The following is a 19,626-nucleotide window of genomic DNA, read 5'->3' as shown; positions in this document are numbered from 1 at the left end:
GAGTCGTCGGCGTAGCCACGAGTCCAGATCCCTGAACACCTTCGGTCCAAGGCTTCGACGGACGCCAAGGCCTCGGTGGTCATCGTCAGCAAGGCCGCTTTGTCGAGATGACCGTTGCGGTAGTCGTCGGGCTGTGTTTCGAGCCAGCGTAGGTGCTCGAGCAGGAGTCGCTGATGAGGGTTCGTGACTGCTGGCTCCAGGGGTTGAGGATTGAAACGCCGGTCAATTCAAAATCCGCCACGTTCCGGGTCACGATCGTCATGCCGTGAACGAGCGCCGTCGCGGCAATGAGCGCATCGCGCTCGCTCTTCTGATCCGGCACATGCAGCCTCGCGCACCGGAGAGCCACGGCGGTATCCACTGCCAGAATGCGTCCGGCAAAGCCAGGAAGGACGTGCTGATCGAGCCACGCTCGCAGAAGCGCCCCTTGAGCTGCATCCTTTCGTTCACACAGCAATACTCCGGTTTCCAACTCCATCACGGAGATGGCCGACAGGTACAACTCCCCGACCTGAACGCTTTGCGCCCAAGCAACAACACCGGTATCGGCCTTGCCCTGCTTGGCCTTGCGAAGCTCGGAGACAACATTGGTATCGAGCAAGAACATCAAGAAAAATCCACCGGCTTCGTCTTGATCGTGGCGCGAGGGGCTTCAAACTCCATGTCCTCTCCCCCAGGCATCGCTAGGATGTCGATGATGCTGGGTTGGCTGCCGGTAAGTCGCTGATATTCTTCGATGCACAGCAGAACGTGAGCCGGTTTCCCACGATCTGTGATGAACACAGGCCCGGTCAGCGCGGCCTTCTTTGCCCGGCTGGTGTCGTGATTGAACTCCCGGCTAGAAAGGGTCGTCGGCATAGTCTGCTCCTCCAACGTAAATGTAGGTATGTTTCTACATCATAGCAGCAGACCCGCATCTATAGCAGCGCTACCTTGAAGGCGAGGCGGACTTTCTCGCAACCGTTTTTCCTGATGGGGATAAGCGCCACGGTGATGAACGAGCTCGTTCTTCAGCGTTCCCCAGAAGCTCTCGATCGGTGCCTTATCAAAACAGTTCCCCTTGCCTGACATCGAACGCTGCAGGCCAAACTGCTCCTGCAAATCACGGTAAGCTTTCGCGCAGTACTGACTGCCGCGATCCGAACGATGGATGCGGCCTGGCGGTGGGCGGTGCTGCTGGAGTGCCCGGAACAGGACCCTGCTCACCAGATCGGTCGTCATCCGCTCCGAGAATGCGTAGCCAACGATCTCGCGGGTAAACACATCCTTCACGCCCGCCAGGTACAGCCCCCTCCCCAGTCGGGATATACGTGATATCGGCCGTCCACAGCGCATTCGGCCGGTTCGGCCTGAACACCTGTCCCAGCACATTCTCGGCGACTGGCAACGTATGCGACGGGTGAGTGGTCGCCTTGAATTTGCGCCTCTGCCGGCAACGCAGGCCCATTTCACGGCGCAGGCGAGCGATACGGTCGCGCCCGGCAGCAAAGCCCATCGCAGCAAGTTCTGGCTGTAAGCGGCGGATACCCTAGGTCTCCCGGTTTTTGCCATGGGCTGCCCGGATAGCCACCCGTAACCGCTCATTCTCCCGGTCTCGCGCCGAGGGGGCCCGCGCGTGCCAGTCGTAGAAGCCCGCGCCACGCGTACCGGGCAGTGACTCCCGAGCAAAGTACGCGGCTGCTTTTTTACGATATCCCGCTCCGTGCGGGCATCGGCGAGCTCCTTGCGCAGACGAGCATTCTCCGCCTCCCGCTCGGCAACGGTTCTCGCCCCTGGGGCTGGTTTCTCACTGCCTGCCATGGCAGCCGCCACCCAAGTGGCCAGCGTTCCCTTGGGAATGCCAACCGGCTGGCCGCCTCTTTACGGCTGAGTTCTTGTTCGAGGACCAGCTTCACCGCTTCGGCGCGGAACTCTCTGGGGTAACTGTTTCTGATCATGTTTCACTCCCGATCACTGATGGTAGCAATCGAGACTGTCTGCCCGAATCAGGCTATCCCACCTACAGATCCGCGCAACTCAACGAAGCTGGCGTTCTTGAACGTCACACTCTACGATCATCAATAATCTGGCAGCTAGAGCCTATTGGTTGGCAAATGGTTTTCCACCAGGGAACGCCAGCCGATGCCGACTCAAAGAATGCAACATAGATCCTTCGTTCAAACAGACGGCCTTTGGCTATAAAGGACATTAGCTAACCAAGACACTGATGTATCGAATTCATTTGCGAAAAATGATGAGTAGCGTCCAGGGGGTAGATGCCGACAGTTGCATTTTGGCTATGCCGGAGCTTCCGATTCAGCCGGCGTATCGAGTGTTGATGCAAGAGCTATGTAAATCGCTTGCGACACCTGCTAAGGCACTGATCGATGGAATCTATCTCTACGGCAGCGTTGCAAAAGGCTGCGCTAGGCTCGGTGTGTCGGATCTCGATGTCACTCTCATTCTTGGCCGATCCATTACAAGTATTGAGAACGAGTGGATTGAACAGGTACGGCAAGACCTTGAATGCCAACATCCAGAGGTCACCAAGATTGATTTCGATATCGGCTACCGCTCCGAGGCTGAGTGATCCCCACAAAATCACCGCAGTTCCCGCGCTTGCCGGTGGACCTCCTGCCGCAGGGCCAACTCCAGCTCCCGCAGCCTCTCTCGGGAAATGTCTCCCACATAAGTGCGTGCATACTCCAGTCCCAGCCGCCACAGCGACAGCACGTGCTTGCACTTGAGACTGTTGCTCTGGAAGCACCGTTCGTGCTCCGCCTCTCGCGCCTGCAGACCCAGCAGGCACAGCGCGTAGTTAGCCAGCACGGCGATCAGCAGCAGGATCTCGATGCGGCGCGGACAGCGGCTTCGATGCAGCTCCAGGCCAAACCCCAGCCGATGGCTCTTCAGGTCGCGCAAGCCTTCCTCGACCTGCATGCGCCACTTGTAGATCGCCACGACCCGCGCGGCATTCCACTGCGCCTCGGGCAGGTTGCTGGCCAGCAGCCAGGGCTCGCTTTCGCGCTGTGCGTTTTGCCGGCTGCGTTTATCCCGGGCCACGGTTCCGGTGATGCGCCGGTGCTTGCGCCCCCGTGGCGCATGCTTTACCGCGTAGAGTGGGGTGGACCAGGGCGCCGAGCGCGTCATTTCGAGGCCACCGAGCCGTTTCGGCGATGCCGAGGCCAGGGCGTACAGGCTTTTCACTGGCTGCCAGGGCTGCTCGGCGAATCGGCACAGGTCGCGATTGCGCACACGGCCGACGTAATGCCAACCCATGGCTTCGACGGCCTGGAACCAGGGCCGCCGGAAACCGGCATCGGTGACCAGGATGGGCGTGCAGCCGGCTGGCAGCATCGCCGCGAGCGCCTCGAGCAGGCGTTTCTGGCAACGCGGGCAGCCCTCGCGCGGATAGACGACTCCACAGACCGGCAGCGAACGCCCGGCCAGCGGGATCGCGGCGCGCAGCAGGAACAGCGTGCCGGCGGTATCGATCGGCGACCAGTCCACCAGGATCGACGGATGCTCGAGCGACCCCAGCAGGGCGCGGAGCATGGCCCAGTAGAACACCCCCCGCTCGGCCTGCAACTGCCGGTTGCCGAGCAGGCGGTCGACCCGCTTGATCGCATGCTTGGGCCAGGCAGAGCCGGGCAGGAAGCGCCCCAGCGCGGTCAGGCTCAGGCAGCGGCCTTGCAGCAGGGCGGCCACTGCGGCCATCAGGGCTTCGAGACGGCGGGCATGGATCGTGGGGAGTGCTTGGGCGAAGGCATCGTGCAAGAATTGGACGGTCTGCATGGGTAGGGGGGCATCGGTCAGTTTGGCGACAACCAACGTGCCCGCCCATGCAGGCCTCTTCAAGCCCTACCCAATTGATTTTCTTGGAAAGTTTCTGGGGATCACTCAGGCTCCGAGGCTTTAGCCGAGGAAAATGCCTATCGCTGGGGTTACTGGCTCAAGCACCATTGCCGATGCGTTTGGGGCAACGATCTAGGAAAACATTTCAAGCCGTTCAAGCCTTCTCGCTCCATAGCCTTGGCAGTGAACGGCGACTTCCCCGTTGTGCTGGCCAAATATGCAGGCCGCATCGAAGCTGCATCCTCTCCAGTAGAAATAAAACGGCTGCAGCGAGAGGCCGCACGGAAACTGCTTCGCTCAACTAACGTTCTGCGTTCAGAGGAAGATCTGCTCTGGCCCATAACGCTGGAAGACCATGCTCAGGCATTCATAGAACGTTACCCAGGAATGGAAATGCCTATTCAATTTTTTCTAAACCAGGCCTATGATCCAACGGCCTCAAGCGAAACCTACCTTACCGAGCTACGCAGTATGAACCAGTGGATGTCCCAACAAATTAGGAAAGAGTAGGCATCCTATATAGGGCCGGTAGCGGCAATCTACTGAGCGGCATCTCTGCGTCTCGCTGTCCTAATCCCAACACTCACGTCGATTGCAGTGCAGTCCGCTTCTGACCTTCCATGCAGTTGCCTTCTGAAAATGACGCCCGCGCCAGTGCTGGCCTTGCTCAAGTGATTTTCGAAAAATATTCTCGTAATGGTGTGCCGCCAAAGCCGAGTTTCGAGAAATACCGCAACGCGACATCCGACAGCAGCCATTCGACGCAAAGCCGCGCTGTTACTGGGTAATGCATTCCTTAGCGTGCTTTAAATGGCTCTGTTGCAAAAATTCGGTTGATCGCCGAAAGAGCGCGGATGATTTTCAGCGAGACTTTTGATAAGCGATTTTAAGTGGCGTCATTTTCAGGGCGAAGTGATCTTGTGGGCCGTGCGCTGGTATTGCCGCTATGGAGTAAGCTACCGCGACCTTAAGCAAATGATGGGCGAACGCGGTGTGTCCGTCGATCATTCCACGATCTATCGCTGGGTCCAAAAGTACGCACCGGAAATTGAAAAGCGGTTGCGTTGGCATTGGCGGCGACCGCAATCGACGAGTTGGCGCGTCGATGAGACCTAGGTGAAGGTTCGTGGTAAATGGACATATCTGTATCGCGCCGTCGATAAGTTCGGCAACACGATTGCTTTCTATCTGTCGCCGACGCGCAATGCCAAAGCAGCCAAACGATTTCTGGGCAAGGCTTTGAACGGCTTGAAGGAGTGGGAAAAGCCAACAGCGATCAACACCGACAAGGCGCCGACCTACGGCATCGCGATTTCGGCATTAAAGGCCGAAGGCAAGTGCCCAAAAGAGCTTGTGCACCGGCAGGTCAAATATCTGAATAACGTGGTCGAGGCCGATCACGGCAAGCTCAAACAACTGATCAGGCCAGTTAGAAGTTTCAAGACGCTGAAAACCGCGTATGCGACGATCAAAGGATTCGAGGTGATGCGGGCTTTACGCAAGGGGCAGGCTGCGATTTTCAACCTGACCGACGACGTCCGTGGCGAAGCTCGTATCGTTGAACGAGCTTTTGGGATTGGGCAGAGCGCATTAACGGAAGCCGTGGCTCTGCTCGCCCGGAAACTCGAAACTCAAACCGCCTGACAATGGAGAAAGTGGGAACGTCCTTGCAATCCAAACTTTTTGCAACAGAGCCGGTCTGCATGGGACCGGGGACGCTGTTTTTGTTTGGCGACAACCAACGTGCCCGTCCATGCAGGCCTCTTCAAGCCCTACCTAATTGATTTTACGGGAAAATTTCTGGGGATCAGTCAGCCGCGGATCGCCTCTAAAACGCTCGTTAAAACACCTCAAAACCCAAAAGGATCGTTGAATGGAAACCCCGACACCAAGCAATGACGCGCCAAGCCCTACTTCCCGCATAGCCACAGGCAAGATGCTGATAGACATAGCAGAGCATAGCGATCTCAACTATGACTTGGCCCTGCAACCGGACGGCAAGATCCTGCTGGCCGGACAGAGCTATGATCCCGTCAGCCGTAATGATGACTTCAGCGTGGTCCGGCTGAATGCTGACGGCACTGTCGATACCAGCCTCGATAGCGATGGCAAGGCCATCGTCGATATTGGAGGAAGCAACCAAGGCCGTAGCCTGACCGTGCTGCCCGACGGCAAGTTCCTGCTGAGCGGCAGCAGTAATGGCGACTTCGGCGTGATCCGGCTGAATACCGACGGAAGTCTCGATACCAGCTTCGGCAGCGACGGCAAGGCCACCTTCGATCTCGGGAGGGGCGATTATGTCTATAGCATGGCCATGCAGCCCGATGGCAAGATCCTGGTGACTGGACGGAGCGATAACGGCAGCGATGACAACTTCGGCGTAATCCGGCTGAACGCCGACGGCACCCTCGACACCACCTTCGGCAGCGATGGCAAGGCTATCTTCGAGCTCGGATATAGCGACGACCAAGGCCATAGCGTTACGGTACTGCCCGACGGCAAGATCCTGATGGCGGGATTCAGCTATGACTATTCCGAGAACAGCACCTATTTCGACTTCAGCGTGATTCGGCTGAACGCTGACGGCACGCTCGATACTAGCTTCGGTAGTGATGGCGAGGCCACCGCCGATATCGATGGGAACAGCGATTACGGCAATAGCCTGCTCGTGCAACCCGACGGCAAGATCCTGGTGGCCGGAGGGAGCGACAATTCTAGCTATCGCTATGGCACCAAATTCAGCGTGGCTCGACTGAATGCCGACGGCAGTCTCGATGCCAGCTTCGGTAGCGACGGCAAGGCCAGCTTCGCTCTCGGGATAGGCTACGCCCAAGTCAATAGCCTGGCCCTGCAACCGGACGGCAAGATCCTGCTGGCTGGACAGAGCTATAACCCCGACAACGCTACTTACGACTTCAGCGTGATCCGGCTGAACGTCGACGGCTCGCTCGACACCGGTTTCAGCGGCGACGGCAAGGCCATCTTTGATATAGCGTGGGGCAACGATGAAGGGCACAGCCTGACCGTGCAGCCCGACGGCAAGATCCTGGTGTCGGGATATAGCTATAACCCCAGCGGCAATGGTTACGACTCAAGCAGGTACGATTTTAGCGTGATCAGGCTGAACGCCGACGGCACCCTCGATAAGACTTTTGGGGCACTACCCGAGGATTTGCTCTTAACGCTCGAGGGCAGCCACGGCAACAACGATGTACTGATCGGCAGCGACGCCTACGAGCGGCTCCTTGGCAAGGACGGCAACGACGTTCTCGATGGCGGCGCCGGGCGCGATAGCCTGAACGGCGGCACGGGCGCCGACCTGTTCCGCATCTCGGCCCGCAACGACAGCTATCGCACCGACAGCGAAAATCTTAGCGACCGGATCGTCGACTTCGATCCCGGCCAAGACCGCATCGACCTCTCGGCGCTGGGCTTCACCGGGCTGGGCGACGGCCATGACGGCACCCTGGCCGTGCGGGTGAATAGTGTCGGCACCCTTACCTACCTCAAGAGCTTCGAAGCGGATGCCGAGGGACGGCGTTTCGAGATTTCGCTGAAGGGCAACCTCACCGGCCTGCTCGACAATAGCCATCTGATCTTCGAGCCGCTTGTCCTCGAAGGCACCGAGGCTGGAGACAACCTGCAGGGTAGCCCGGTGGCGGAGATCCTCGTCGGCCAGGGCGGCGAGGACTACCTGGATGGGGCCGGCGGCGGTGACCTGCTCGACGGCGGTGCCGGGCGCGATACCTTGAGCGGGGGCACGGGCGCCGACCTGTTCCGCGTCTCGGCCCGCACCGACAGCTACCGCACCGACAGCGAGGGTTTCAGCGACCGGATCCTCGACTTCGATCCCGGCCAGGACCGCATCGACCTCTCGGCGCTGGGCTTCACCGGCTTTGGCGATGGCCACGATAGCGCCTTAGCCGTGCAGGTGAACGACGCCGGCACGCGAACCTATCTGAAAAGCTTTGAAGTAGATGCCGAAGGACGGCGCTTCGAGATCGTCCTGGACGGCGACCTCGCCAACCGGCTCGACAGCGACAATGTGCTCTTCGCACCTGTGGCCATCGAGGGCACCGAGGCCGGTGACAGCCTGATCGGCCTTCCGGCGGCGGAAAGCCTCGCCGGCGGGGCTGGCGACGACTATCTGCATGGCGGCGCCGGCGCCGACATTCTCGACGGCGGCCTCGGGCGCGACACCCTGGCCGGCGGCAGCGGCGCCGACCTGTTCCGCTTTTCGAGCCTCAAGGACAGCTACCGCACCGATAGCGAAGGCTTCAGCGACCTGATCCTTGATTTCGAGGCCGGCGAGGACCGCATCGATTTGTCGGCATTGGGCTTCAGCGGCCTGGGCGACGGCTACGGCGGCACCCTGGCGGTGCAGGTGAACAGCGCCAGCACCGTCACCTACCTCAAGAGCTTCGAGGCGAATGCCGAAGGACAGCGCTTCGAGATCGCCCTGCAGGGCGATTACGACGATCAGCTCTTTGCCGATGCTTTCCTCTTTACCCCGGTGGGCAACTCGACCGGCCAGCTCCAAATCATCGGCACCACGCAGATCGAGCAGGCCAGCTGAAAGTGTAGGGTGCTGTCCGTTAGAAGCAGAAGCGGATAGGGTTCCTGTCACTCCGTTGCCAGTTTTCAGGCGGCATGCCTGGGGATTCCGTCGTAGTCTACTGCCCGACGGGCCTCCTCCAGATCGTAGGCATTCTGCAAAGCCAGCCAGTAGCCTTCACTAGGCCCTGTTGACGTATCAGCGTAACCACAGCAGAGCAGCAGCGAAGGCCAGCATGGACTGGAAATGGCTGGCCTTCTTCTCGTACCGCGTAGCGATCCGCCGATAGTGCTTCAACTTGCCGAACATGCACTCAATGACATGGCGTTCCTTATAGAGATGCCAGTCGCAGGAGCGCTGCTCAAGCCGGTGGCTCCGGGGCGGAATCACCGCCTGAATCTGACGCGCCTCCAGCCATGCCAGAAGCGTGTTGGCGTCATAGCCCTTGTCGGCCAGCAGCGCCGACGTACTGATCCCCTCCAAGAGCGAGACCGCCTGGGTGATATCGGCCGTCTGGCCCCCCGTCAAAATGAAGCGAATCGGCAGACCCAATGCATCGGTCAGCGCATGGATCTTGCAGCCAAAGCCACCGCGCGAGCGCCCCAATGCCTCCTCGGAAGCCGAGCTATGGGCCGCTCCTGCCGCGCAGGCATGAGCACGGATAATGGAACTGTCGATGCAGACATGCTGGAGGTCGGCCTCAAGACTGAGCGCCGAGTGGAGCTTGTTGCAGATGCCGAGCCTGCACCAGCGTGAAAAGCGCTTGAAGACGCTGTTCCAAGCTCCGAAGCGGCTGGGAAGCATCCGCCATTGGGCACCGGTGCGCAGTATCCACAACACCGCTTCGACGAACCGGCGGCAGCTCGGGGCCTTCAGCAGTCGGGCGCCCTTCGTGGTGCTCAGCAGAGTTTGTATCTGTGCCCAAGCGTTATCGCTCAGCTGGTTTCTGTCGGTCATGGCAAAAGCCAAATTTTAGCGCTGGGCTTACGTCAACAGGGCCTAGCGCCGTCCACGCTATTCATCCCCGCACTAGAAGTACGGGGCTTTCCGCGCATTTCGGTAAGCTCCGCCCATCGGAAAGAGCCCGGCCTCCGCATCGGGCTCTTTCGTTCCTGGCCGGCGATCCGGGCATTCCTGATGGGCTGTTTCCCGGACCGTGCCTGCGCCTGTCGCGCTCAGCCCTGCATCTCGGCGAATCCTGTCCGGATTTCCTCTTCCGGCAGTTCGTCGCCGATGAACACGAGCACGCTTTCGCGCGGCTCGTCGGCGCCCCACTCCTCCGCCCAGTCGAAGCCGTAGAGGCGCAGCACACCCTGAAACACCATGCGCCGCGATTCGCCAGCCAGGTTCAGCACACCCTTGTAGCGCAGCAGCGAATCGCCGTAGCGCGCCAGCAGGCCCTCCATGAACAGGCCAAGCTTCTGCAGGTCCAGCGCCCGCTCGCTGCGTAGCACCAGGGTGGCGATACGGTCCTTATCGGCGGTCGGAACGAGCGGGCGCAGGCTCAGGGCCTGGCCGAAGTCGGCGTTGAGGTTGAAGCCGCGCACGTCGAGCAGTTCGCCCAGCTCGATGCGCCCGTGCTCGACGATGCGGATCGGCGCGCGGCGGTTGATGCGCTGCAGCCGCTGGCTCAGCGCCTCGACCGCCTCGGCCGCCACCAGATCGGTCTTGCTCAGCAGGATGCGGTCGGCGAAGCCGACTTGGGCCTGAGCGATGGCCTCCTGCAGGTGACGCCCGGCATTAGCGGCGTCCACCAGGGTAACGATACCGTCGAGCACATAGCGGTCGCACACTTCACCGTCGGCGAAGAAGGTCTGCGCCACCGGCGCCGGGTCGGCCAGACCGGTGCATTCGATGACCAGGCGGTCGAAATCGAGTTCGCCGGCGTCCAGGCGCTCCAGCAGGAGGAACAGCGCCTTTTCCAGTTCGATATGGATGGAACAGCATACGCAGCCGTTGGCCAGGGTCACCACCTCGACCGGCTCGGCGCCGAGCAGTTGGCTATCGATCGGCATCTCGCTGTACTCGTTCTCGATCACCGCGATCTTCAGGCCGTGCTCGGCCTTGAGCAGGTACTGCAGCAGGGTGGTCTTGCCGGCGCCGAGAAAACCACTGAGCACGGTGACCGGGATGGGAAGTTGGGACATGGAAGCGATCCTCGAAACGAAGCGCGCCACGGCGAAGCGTGGCGCGTGAATACGGTTGCTCACGCGACAACCAGACTCGACGAGCGCGGCGAGCGCAGGCAGGTTGAGGACAAGCAGCGCGGGGGAGCCGCAATGTACCGCAGTACAGGAAGATTGACTCGCTACGCCCACCCTCCGGGCCGCGCCGGGGCGCGTTCGGCGGGCGGCTGCGCCGTCGAGCCTGGTCGCGCTCGAAGGCCAGCCGCGGCAGCTTGGCGAGTCGGGCTCAACAGCAGCGCACCGGCCGTCCCTTGCCGCCGCCGTAGCGGGCGTCCTGACGCTCGCGAAAGAAATCCTCGTAGCTCATTACCGGCTGCTCGGGGTGCTTGCTACGCATGTGCTCGACATAGGTGTCGTAATCGGGCATGCCGACCAGCATGCGCGCGGCCTGGCCGAGATACTTACCCATACGGCTGAGATCGTTAAACACGGCCTCTCTCCTTTCTCAAGGGCCGGGCCCCGTGGGGCCCGGCAGCACTCAGGCGCCGGGAACCGCCTGGAAGGGCGTTTCCTTGTCGGTGCGCTGCTCGACGATCCAGGCGGCACGGCCGACCTTCAGCGAGTAGAACAGGATGCTGAACACCACCATCAGAAATAGCACGCTGAGACCAGCGTTGGTGTAGGCGTTCATGATCACGTTCTGCATCTGGCCGATGTCCTTGGCCGGAGCCAGGACCTGGCCGGCATCCATCGCCGCGGAGTATTTGCCAGCCAGGGCGAGGAAGCCGACCGCCGGGTTCGGATCGAACAGTTTGATCAAGCTCGCCACCGTGGTGCAGATCAGCAGCCAGACGGCCGGCAGCAGGGTGACCCAGACGTAGTTCTGGCGCTTCATCTTGATCAGCACCACGCTGCAGAGCATCAGAGCGATGCCGGCGAGCATCTGGTTGGAGATGCCGAACAGCGGCCACAGGGTGTTGATGCCACCCAGCGGATCGACCACGCCCTGGTACAGCAGATAGCCCCAGAGCGCCACGCAACCGGCGGTAGCCAGTACGTTGGCGCCCCAGGAGTCGGTGCGGCGCAGGGCCGGCACGAAGTTGCCGAGCAGGTCCTGGAGCATGAAGCGCCCGGCGCGGGTGCCGGCGTCCACGGCGGTCAGGATGAACAGAGCCTCGAACAGAATGGCGAAGTGATACCAGAACGCCATGGAAGTCGCCCCCGGCAACACATGGTGGAGGATCTGCGCGATGCCTACGGCGAGGGTCGGCGCACCGCCGGCACGCGCCAGGATAGTGGTTTCGCCGATATCGCGGGCGACGCTTTCCAGCGCTTCGGGCGTGATGGCGAAACCCCAGCCGCTGACCGTCGCCGCCACGCTGGCGGCATCGGCGCCGACGATGGCCGGCGGGCTGTTCATGGCGAAGTACACGCCGGGCTCGATCACCGTGGCGGCGACCATGGCCATGATCGCCACCATCGACTCCATCAGCATGCCGCCGTAGCCGATGTAGCGGGCATGGCCCTCGCTAGCCAACAGCTTGGGCGTGGTACCCGAGGAGATCAGCGCGTGGAAGCCGGACACCGCGCCGCAGGCGATGGTGATGAACAGGAAGGGAAACAGCGCCCCTTTCCACACCGGACCGCTGCCGTCGATGAACTGGGTTACCGCCGGCATCTTCAGGTCGGGGTTGAGAATCACGATGCCGATCGCCAGGGCGGCGATGGTGCCGATCTTCAGGAAGGTCGACAGATAGTCGCGCGGGGCGAGGATCAGCCATACCGGCAATACCGCGGCGACGAAGCCGTAGCCGATCAGCATCCAGGTGATTTGCACACCGCTGAAGGTGAACACTTCGCTCCAGTAGGGATCGGTGGAAATCACGCCGCCCAGCCAGATCGAGGCCAGCAGCAGGACGATGCCAATCACCGAGATCTCGCCGATGCGTCCGGGACGGATGTAGCGCATGTACAGGCCCATGAACATGGCGATCGGAATGGTCGCGATCACTGTGAACATGCCCCAGGGACTGTGAGCCAGGGCCTTGACCACGATCAGCGCCAGCACCGCGAGGATGATGATCATGATCAGGAAACAGCCGAACAGCGCGATAGTACCGGGAACCTGGCCCATTTCTTCGCGCACCATGTCGCCCAGCGAGCGAGCGTTGCGGCGGGTGGAGATGCACAGCACCAGGAAATCCTGCACCGCACCGGCCAGCACCACCCCGGCGATCAGCCACAGGGTGCCGGGCAGATAGCCCATCTGCGCGGCGAGCACCGGGCCGACCAGCGGGCCGGCGCCGGCGATGGCGGCGAAGTGATGGCCGAAGAGCACGTGCTTATTGGTAGGCACGAAATCCAGACCATCGTTGTTGAGCACCGCCGGGGTGGCGCGGCGCGGATCGAGCCCCATCACCCGGTTGGCGATGAACAAGCTGTAGTAGCGGTAGACGACCAGATAGATCGACGTCGCGGCGACCACGATCCACAAGGCATTGATGGCTTCGCCACGCCGCAGGGCCACGACACCCAAGGCGGCGGCGCCCAGTACTGCCAGGGCGAGCCAGGCGAGATGAGAGACCAATCGGTTCATTGAATTCTCCTGCCGCCGGCCGGGAGCCTGCGGCGTCATTGTTGGAATTATCGCGCCCCGGAGATGGAGCCTTGTTACTATCGCCAGATCCCGCCGGTGCCGATATTCGCAGTGCTACTCAGAGCCACTACGTAGAACCACGTAGACACGGCGGGCCGGGCATGTCCCTGTCCGGCCCCGGACGGGCCTGGCAGCCCTCTGGCATGGGGCCTGGCCAGCGGTCGCAGGCAGGCAGCTAGCAAAACGCCCCTACCAGAAATCCTAGGACAGAATCTCCGGACCCGACGGCCTCCCATACCGGTCGTCCGGTAGATGCGCTTTCGGCAAACGATCCCGGTGCGCCCCACGGCTCCGCTCCATTCCGCATGAGAAGGTCTATGCAGCTCAAACACAAGATCGTCGCTCTCAGCATCCTGCCGCTGCTGCTGGCCATGGCGCTCATCTGCGCTTTGGTCATCGTGCAGAACCAGCGGCTGGGAGAAGATCAGGCCTGGCTGATCGAAAACGCCATTCTCTCCAGCAAGCGGGCCGAACTGAAGAACTACGTGGCCATGGCACTGAGCGTCATCACCCCGCTGCAGGCCGGCGCCTCGGACGATGCCCAGACCCGCCGGCAGGCGCTGGAAGCCCTGGCCAAGCTCGGTTTCGGACGGGACGGCTACTTCTTCGTCTACGACATCCGGGGCCGTAACCTGATGCATCCCCGCCAGACCGAACTGGTCGGCCGCGACTTGTGGAACCTGACCGACCCCCACGGTCTGCCCGCCGTCCGGGCACTGATCGAGAGCGCCACTCATGGGGACGGCTTCCAACGCTACGCCTGGAGGAAACCCTCGACCGGCCAGGTGACCGACAAGCTGGCCTACGTGGTGGCGCTCGAACCCTGGGGCTGGATGCTCGGCACCGGGATTTACCTCGAGGACGTGGAGCAAGCGACCCGCCAGGTCCGCGACGAGGTGGCCGGCGGCATACGCTCGACCATGATCGCCATCGCCACCATCGCCCTGGTGGCGGTGCTGCTGGTCTTCGCCGGCGGCTTGACCCTGAGCGTCCGGGAACACCGGCTGGCCGACAGCAAGCTGCAATCGCTCAACCGGCGCATCGTCCACCTGCAGGAAGAAGAACGTTCGCGGGTTTCCCGGGAATTGCACGACGGCATCAGCCAATTGCTAGTGTCGATCAAGTTCCAGTTCGAACTGGCCGGCCATCAACTGGAGGCCGGCCACAGCGATGGCTTGGCGATCCTCGGCCAGGCCACCGAGCGACTGGGCGGCGCCATCGGCGAGATCCGCCGCATCTCTCACGATCTGCGCCCCTCGCTGCTCGACACCTTGGGGCTGCCGGCCGCCATCGGCCAATTGGCGACCGAGTTCGAGCAGCGCTGCAACCTGAGCGTCGTCTACCGCAATAGCCTGCACGACGCCCGGCTGCTCGACGAAGTGGCGGTGGCGCTGTTCCGCATCGTCCAGGAGGCGCTGACCAACATCGAGCGCCACGCCCGGGCCAGCAGCGTCCTCATCGACCTCGAACCCTGTGTGGACGGCGTGCAGTTGCGGGTACGGGACGACGGCATCGGCTTCGATCCGTGGACCATAGAGCGGACGCAGGAAGGCATCGGCCTGCGCAATATCCGCGAACGGGTCGAGCACCTCGGCGGTCGCTTCAGCCTATCGTCCAGCATTGGTCATACCGAGATCTGTGTAATATTGCCCGTGCCCCCTATAAGAAGAGTCGCAGCATGAATTCCGGCAACCCGATCCGGATCGTCCTGGTCGACGATCACGCACTGGTACGCGAGGGCATCCGTGCACTGCTGACTGTCATGCCACGGATCGAAGTGGTAGGCGAGGCGGAAAGCGCCGCCGAAGCGCTCGAACTGCTTGACCGGCGGCCGGCGGACCTGCTGCTGCTCGACATCGGCCTGAAAGACACCAACGGCCTGGAGCTGACCCGTACCCTGGACCGGCAGTACCCGAATCTCAAGGTGCTGATCCTCAGCATGTACGACAACATCGAACACGTCCGCACCGCGATCCGTGCCGGTGCCCGCGGCTATGTGCTGAAGGACGCCTCGTCGCGGGAAATCGTCGCCGCCATCGAGGCCATCGCCGCCGGCGGCAGCTTCTACAGCTCGGAAGTCGCCCGCAAGCTGGCCGACCGCGGCTCGGACCCGCAGAACCTCACGCCCCGCGAGCATCAAATCCTGCGAATGCTCGCCCAGGGGCTGGACAGCAAGGCCATGGCCCGCGAACTCGATATCAGCGTGCGCACGGTGGAAACCCACCGTCTGAGCATCCGCCGCAAGCTGAACATCGACGGCTTCGCGGCATTGATCAAGTACGCCCTGAGCGCCTCCCGGCTCTGACGGGGTGCTCCGCCGATGGAACGGCAGCCCGGCGGATGAAATCCGCCCATTCGGCCACGGCCTCGCGCCCCCGCCGGGCAGACTCGATCAGATCCAGCGCCGTACCCGCTCCCGGTAGGACCGGTAGGCGTCGCCGAACAGTTCGCTCAGCAGCGCCTCCTCATGACGGATCACCGTGCGGTCCATGAAGACGATCAGCGCCGGCAGCAGCAACCAGGGCCAGAGGCTGGCCAGGAGCAGAGCGATGCCGGCGTAGACCAGGGTATCGGCTAGGTAGATGGGGTTGCGCGAGAAACGGAAAGGTCCTTCTTCGAGCAGTTTCGCTGGGGTGCCGTAGGGGTTGACGGTAGTGCGCTGGCCGATCATCTGCAGCGCGCTCCAGAGCATCAGCAGCAGGCCGGCGTCGATCAATCCCCAGCCGATCCAACAGGTCCAGACGTTGTCCGGCAGCGGCACCGGCAATAAGGCATCCAGCCCCCAAGCCAGGCTGACGAAGAGCAGGTAGATGACGGGCGGCGGCAGGATGCGGGGGATGGGACGAGCGGACATGACGGCACTCCTTGGCGGGAAAGTCCGATTGTAGCGCCAGCGAGCCCTCCCCCTGGCATCCGCCCATTATTCGAAGAGCGCATCCAGGGCCTGTTCCAGGCGCGTCACCGGGATCACTGCCAGCCCGGCCGGCGCTTCCTTGGGTGCGTTACCCTTGGGCACGATGGCGCGCCTGAAACCGTGCTTGGCGGCCTCCTTGAGGCGCTCCTGGCCGCTCGGTACCGGACGGAGCTCACCGGACAGGCCGATTTCGCCGAACACCAGCAGGTCGTGGGGCAAGGGCCGGTTGCGCAGGCTGGAGATCACTGCGGCGAGCAGCGCCAGATCCGAGGCGGTTTCCAGCACCTTGACCCCGCCGACCACATTGAGAAAAACATCCTGATCGTAGGTGGGGATACCGCCGTGGCGGTGCAGCACGGCCAGCAGCATGGCCAGACGGTTCTGGTCGAGGCCGAGGGTGACGCGCCGTGGGTTGGCCAGGTGGCTGTTGTCGACCAGCGCCTGCACCTCGACCAGCATCGGCCGCGAGCCCTCCCAGGTGGCCATCACCACGCTGCCAGGCACCGCCTCCTGGGCGCGGGTGAGGAAGATCGCTGAGGGATTGGAAACCTCCTTCAAGCCCTTGTCGGTCATGCCGAACACACCCAGCTCGTTGACCGCGCCGAAGCGGTTCTTCACCGCCCGCAACAGGCGCAGGCGGCCGTCGGACTCGCCCTCGAAATACAGTACGGTATCGACCATGTGCTCGAGCACCCGGGGGCCGGCCAGCGAGCCCTCCTTGGTCACGTGGCCGACCAGAAACACCGCGGTGCCACTCTGCTTGGCGAAACGCACCAACAGCGCCGCGCTCTCGCGCACCTGGGCGACGCCGCCGGGCGCCGACTGCAACTGCTCGGTGAAGATGGTCTGGATCGAGTCGATCACCATCACCTTGGGCTTTTCCAGGCGGGCGGTGGCGACGATCGCCTCGATGCAGGTCTCGGTCATTACTTTGAGCTTGTCCAGCGGCAGGTCCAGCCGCCGGGCGCGCATGGCGACCTGCTGCTGGGATTCCTCGCCGGTGACGTAGAGCGCCGGGAAGCGCTCGGCGACATTGCACAGGGTCTGCAGAAGGATGGTCGACTTGCCGATTCCCGGGTCGCCGCCGATCAGCACCACCGAACCGTCCACCAGACCGCCGCCGAGCACCCGGTCGAGCTCCTTCGAAGCGGTGGAAAAGCGCGGCAGCTCCTCGACGCTGACCTCCGCCAAGGTCCTGACACTGGCCTGCTGGCCGACCCAGCCGCCGCGCCCGCTCGGCGTCGCCGTGCCCTCCAGCAGGGTTTCCACCAGGGTGTTCCAGGCGCCGCATTCGCCGCACTGGCCGGCCCATTTCGGGAGGGTGGCGCCACACTCGGTACAGCCGTACATGCGCTTGGCCTTGGCCATGGGAACTCCGCTTCGGGAAAAACCCACATGATAACGGCCGGGGCCGGGCCCGTGCGCGCACTCAACTACCGTTATCGAGCGCCTTTCTGAGTTGGCGAGCGATATCGTCCTTCATCACCACCCGTTCCTGCTTCAGCGCGTTCAGTTGCAGGTCGTCCATGTTCTCCGTGCCACCCTCGATAAGGCAGATACGCTTGTCCAGCGCCTCGTAATCCTCGACCAGGCAGGAGAAGCTGGGATTCGTTTGCCGCAAGCGTCGCAACACTTCGGCCATGTCCGGGAAATCTTTGCTCAGGGGATGGGGATCGACGTAGTACATGCAGCACTCCTCCTCTGAAAATGGTGAACGGACCTTTTCACCTTAGCAGCCGGTCAACACGGCCGCCGGGCCGCGCGGCGAACGGATCGGCCCGTGCGCCAGGCGTTCCGTGGCATCGCCGGCACCGGGGAGCGGGAGGCAGCGGCGAACCTCCAGCAACCAGGGCGATAGCCGGACAGGCGTGTCCTAAACTGCAATCCAGTCACCTCAGCAAGGAGCGCTTCCATGGGCATGCTCAGCGAATTCAAGGCTTTCGCCGTCAAGGGCAACGTGGTGGACATGGCGGTGGGGATCATCATCGGCGCGGCTTTCGGCAAGATCGTCTCGTCCTTCGTCGGGGACGTGATCATGCCGCCGCTCGGCCTGTTGATCGGCGGAGTGGACTTCTCCGATCTGGCCATCACCCTCAGGCCAGGCCTGGGCGACACGCCTGCGGTAGTGCTCGCCTATGGCCGGTTCATTCAGACGGTGATCGATTTCCTGATCATTGCCTTCGCCATCTTCATCGGCGTCAAGGCACTCAACCAGCTCAAGCGCCAGGAGGCCGAAGCGCCGAGCCTGCCGCCGGCGCCGACCCGCGACCAGCAACTGCTCGAAGAGATTCGCGATCTGCTCAAGGTGCAGGACCGGTCCTGATCAGCCGAGCGCCTTTTCGATCGCCTGCAGCAGCGCCGGGTCGTCCGGGGCGGTGCGCGGCGAGAAGCGCGCCAGCACACGGCCATTGCGTCCCACCAGAAACTTCTCGAAATTCCAGGTGATATCGCCGGGAAACTCGGCACCCTCCCCAGCCAGCAGGCGGTACAGGGAGTGACGGCCGGAGCCGTTGACTTCGAGCTTGGCCGCCAGGGGGAAGGTCACGCCGTAATTGAGAGAGCAAAACTCGCGGATCTGCGTCTCGCTGTTCGGCTCCTGCCTGGCGAACTGGTTGCACGGCACGCCGAGCACGCTGAAGCCGCGTTCGCGATACCGCAGGTGAAGCTTCTCCAGGCCGGCATATTGGGGCGTCAGCCCGCATTTGGAGGCGACGTTGACCACCAGCACCACTTTGTCTAGGAACTGCGCCAGCGGCAGGTCCTGCCCGTCCAGGCTACGCAAGGTCAGATCATGGAACGCACTCATCTCTCGACTCTCCTGCTTGCCAAGAGAAAAGGCGCCGAACGGCGCCTTTCCGATGTGTCGCAACCGGCCGGCGGACCGGCTTCAGTGATGGTGGCCGCCCGCGCCATGGATATGGCCGTGGGCGATCTCTTCCTGATGGGCATCGCGCACGTCGACCACCTTGACTTGGAAGTTCAGGCGCTGGCCGGCCAGCGGATGGTTGCCGTCGACGGTCACGTCGTCGCCGTCCAGGTCGCGGATGGTGACGATCTGCATGCTGCCGTCCGGGCCGGAGGCATGGAACTGCATGCCCACCGCCAGTTCGTCGACACCCTCGAACATGGCGCGGTTGAGGGTGGCGACCAGTTCGGGGCTGTACTCGCCATAGGCCTCTTCCGGCTCGATGGATACCTTCAGTTCGTCGCCGGCCTGCTTGCCTTCCAACGCCTTTTCCAGGCCGACGATGATGTTTCCGGCCCCATGCAGGTAGACCAGCGGCGCGGCGCCGGCGGAGCTGTCGATCACCTCACCGGCATCGTTGGTCAGGGTATAGTCGATGGAGACGGCCTTGTTGGTGGCGATCAGCATGGGCGAACAACCTTTTGCGAAAGAAGAATTAAGTTCTCAGTGTAACCGTCACCTTGCGGGAAAGCGAACCGAGCGAGGATGAGCGGGCCGGGAGCGCGCGCGCCAGCGGTTCCCGTCAGACGTCGTCCAGCCGGCGCGCATCCCGGCGGAACCGGCTCGAACGCCCGC

At 62.5% G+C, this 19,626-nt stretch carries 18 protein-coding genes and 2 pseudogenes; 7 read left to right on the top strand and 13 right to left on the bottom strand.

The features are described 5' to 3' along the window. Nucleotides 1-85: 85 nt before the first annotated feature. From ACGI6K_RS03865 to ACGI6K_RS03855, 3 genes and pseudogenes are all read right to left on the bottom strand, one after another. On the bottom strand, nucleotides 86-607 hold the full coding sequence (locus tag ACGI6K_RS03865; protein WP_376942950.1) for a type II toxin-antitoxin system VapC family toxin: 522 nt from the start codon (nucleotides 605-607) through the stop codon (nucleotides 86-88). Further along, on the bottom strand, nucleotides 607-858 hold the full coding sequence (locus ACGI6K_RS03860; RefSeq protein WP_376942952.1) for a type II toxin-antitoxin system Phd/YefM family antitoxin: 252 nt from the start codon (nucleotides 856-858) through the stop codon (nucleotides 607-609). The genes ACGI6K_RS03865 and ACGI6K_RS03860 overlap by 1 nt, the downstream gene beginning before the upstream one ends. 132 nt (nucleotides 859-990) lie before the next feature. Then, a pseudogene (locus tag ACGI6K_RS03855) lies at nucleotides 991-1,937 on the bottom strand (IS3 family transposase); the annotation flags it as partial. A gap of 296 nt (nucleotides 1,938-2,233) precedes the next feature. Here ACGI6K_RS03855 and ACGI6K_RS03850 point away from each other — a divergent pair. Next, on the top strand, nucleotides 2,234-2,569 hold the full coding sequence (locus ACGI6K_RS03850; RefSeq protein ID WP_377969110.1) for a hypothetical protein: 336 nt from the start codon (nucleotides 2,234-2,236) through the stop codon (nucleotides 2,567-2,569). A gap of 11 nt (nucleotides 2,570-2,580) precedes the next feature. Here the strand turns inward: ACGI6K_RS03850 and ACGI6K_RS03845 are convergent, their stop codons facing one another. Next, entirely contained in the window at nucleotides 2,581-3,774 is a 1,194-nt protein-coding gene (locus ACGI6K_RS03845; protein WP_394543453.1) for an IS4 family transposase, read from the bottom strand. Between the two features lie 243 nt (nucleotides 3,775-4,017). Here ACGI6K_RS03845 and ACGI6K_RS03840 point away from each other — a divergent pair, with 243 nt between their 5' ends. The 3 genes and pseudogenes from ACGI6K_RS03840 (at nucleotide 4,018) to ACGI6K_RS03830 (ending at nucleotide 8,410) form a co-directional block, all read left to right on the top strand. Further along, entirely contained in the window at nucleotides 4,018-4,344 is a 327-nt protein-coding gene (locus tag ACGI6K_RS03840) for a hypothetical protein (protein ID WP_376945647.1), read from the top strand. Nucleotides 4,345-4,710: 366 nt separating this feature from the next. Next, nucleotides 4,711-5,478 (top strand): annotated as a pseudogene (locus ACGI6K_RS03835) (IS6 family transposase). A 229-nt stretch (nucleotides 5,479-5,707) separates the two neighbouring features. Then, entirely contained in the window at nucleotides 5,708-8,410 is a 2,703-nt protein-coding gene (locus ACGI6K_RS03830; protein WP_376945645.1) for a M10 family metallopeptidase C-terminal domain-containing protein, read from the top strand. Between the two features lie 177 nt (nucleotides 8,411-8,587). On the opposite strand, the gene ACGI6K_RS03825 is transcribed toward ACGI6K_RS03830, so the two are convergent. From ACGI6K_RS03825 to ACGI6K_RS03810, 4 genes are all read right to left on the bottom strand, one after another. Then, nucleotides 8,588-9,346, bottom strand: a complete 759-nt coding sequence (locus ACGI6K_RS03825) for an IS5 family transposase (protein WP_394543450.1) — start codon at nucleotides 9,344-9,346, stop codon at nucleotides 8,588-8,590. Nucleotides 9,347-9,564: 218 nt separating this feature from the next. Beyond that, complete coding sequence (gene yjiA, locus ACGI6K_RS03820) at nucleotides 9,565-10,536, bottom strand: GTPase (RefSeq protein WP_376949388.1); 972 nt, start codon at nucleotides 10,534-10,536, stop codon at nucleotides 9,565-9,567. 265 nt (nucleotides 10,537-10,801) lie between these two features. Next, nucleotides 10,802-11,005 (bottom strand): YbdD/YjiX family protein, encoded by a 204-nt coding sequence (locus ACGI6K_RS03815; RefSeq protein WP_376949390.1) that lies wholly within the window; start codon nucleotides 11,003-11,005, stop codon nucleotides 10,802-10,804. Nucleotides 11,006-11,053: 48 nt separating this feature from the next. After that, on the bottom strand, nucleotides 11,054-13,111 hold the full coding sequence (locus ACGI6K_RS03810) for a carbon starvation CstA family protein (protein WP_376949392.1): 2,058 nt from the start codon (nucleotides 13,109-13,111) through the stop codon (nucleotides 11,054-11,056). Nucleotides 13,112-13,488: 377 nt separating this feature from the next. Here ACGI6K_RS03810 and ACGI6K_RS03805 point away from each other — a divergent pair, with 377 nt between their 5' ends. Together ACGI6K_RS03805 and ACGI6K_RS03800 are read left to right on the top strand one after the other, a co-directional pair. Beyond that, on the top strand, nucleotides 13,489-14,853 hold the full coding sequence (locus ACGI6K_RS03805) for a cache domain-containing protein (protein WP_376949394.1): 1,365 nt from the start codon (nucleotides 13,489-13,491) through the stop codon (nucleotides 14,851-14,853). After that, nucleotides 14,850-15,476, top strand: coding sequence for a response regulator (locus ACGI6K_RS03800; RefSeq protein ID WP_376949396.1), 627 nt, complete (start codon nucleotides 14,850-14,852; stop codon nucleotides 15,474-15,476). The genes ACGI6K_RS03805 and ACGI6K_RS03800 overlap by 4 nt, the downstream gene beginning before the upstream one ends. An 87-nt stretch (nucleotides 15,477-15,563) precedes the next feature. On the opposite strand, the gene ACGI6K_RS03795 is transcribed toward ACGI6K_RS03800, so the two are convergent. From ACGI6K_RS03795 to ACGI6K_RS03785, 3 genes are all read right to left on the bottom strand, one after another. Continuing rightward, nucleotides 15,564-16,025 (bottom strand): methyltransferase family protein, encoded by a 462-nt coding sequence (locus ACGI6K_RS03795; protein WP_376949398.1) that lies wholly within the window; start codon nucleotides 16,023-16,025, stop codon nucleotides 15,564-15,566. Nucleotides 16,026-16,091: 66 nt separating this feature from the next. Next, nucleotides 16,092-17,453, bottom strand: a complete 1,362-nt coding sequence (gene radA, locus ACGI6K_RS03790; RefSeq protein ID WP_376949400.1) for a DNA repair protein RadA — start codon at nucleotides 17,451-17,453, stop codon at nucleotides 16,092-16,094. A 61-nt stretch (nucleotides 17,454-17,514) separates the two neighbouring features. Beyond that, nucleotides 17,515-17,772: a YdcH family protein gene (locus ACGI6K_RS03785; protein ID WP_376949403.1), complete on the bottom strand. Its 258-nt coding sequence runs from the start codon at nucleotides 17,770-17,772 to the stop codon at nucleotides 17,515-17,517. Between the two features lie 225 nt (nucleotides 17,773-17,997). Between ACGI6K_RS03785 and mscL the strand changes: the two genes are divergently transcribed. Beyond that, complete coding sequence (gene mscL / locus ACGI6K_RS03780; protein WP_376949405.1) at nucleotides 17,998-18,408, top strand: large-conductance mechanosensitive channel protein MscL; 411 nt, start codon at nucleotides 17,998-18,000, stop codon at nucleotides 18,406-18,408. Here mscL and ACGI6K_RS03775 read toward each other — a convergent pair whose 3' ends face one another. Next, nucleotides 18,409-18,891 (bottom strand): glutathione peroxidase, encoded by a 483-nt coding sequence (locus ACGI6K_RS03775; protein WP_376949408.1) that lies wholly within the window; start codon nucleotides 18,889-18,891, stop codon nucleotides 18,409-18,411. A gap of 81 nt (nucleotides 18,892-18,972) precedes the next feature. Next, nucleotides 18,973-19,458: an FKBP-type peptidyl-prolyl cis-trans isomerase gene (locus ACGI6K_RS03770; RefSeq protein WP_376949410.1), complete on the bottom strand. Its 486-nt coding sequence runs from the start codon at nucleotides 19,456-19,458 to the stop codon at nucleotides 18,973-18,975. Nucleotides 19,459-19,626: the final 168 nt, after the last annotated feature.

It is taken from the genome of Azorhizophilus paspali, from assembly GCF_043587585.2.
Classification (GTDB): domain Bacteria; phylum Pseudomonadota; class Gammaproteobacteria; order Pseudomonadales; family Pseudomonadaceae; genus Azotobacter; species Azotobacter paspali.
Note: the sequence above shows the minus strand (reverse complement) of the source record. Positions and strands in the feature narration are given on the sequence as shown.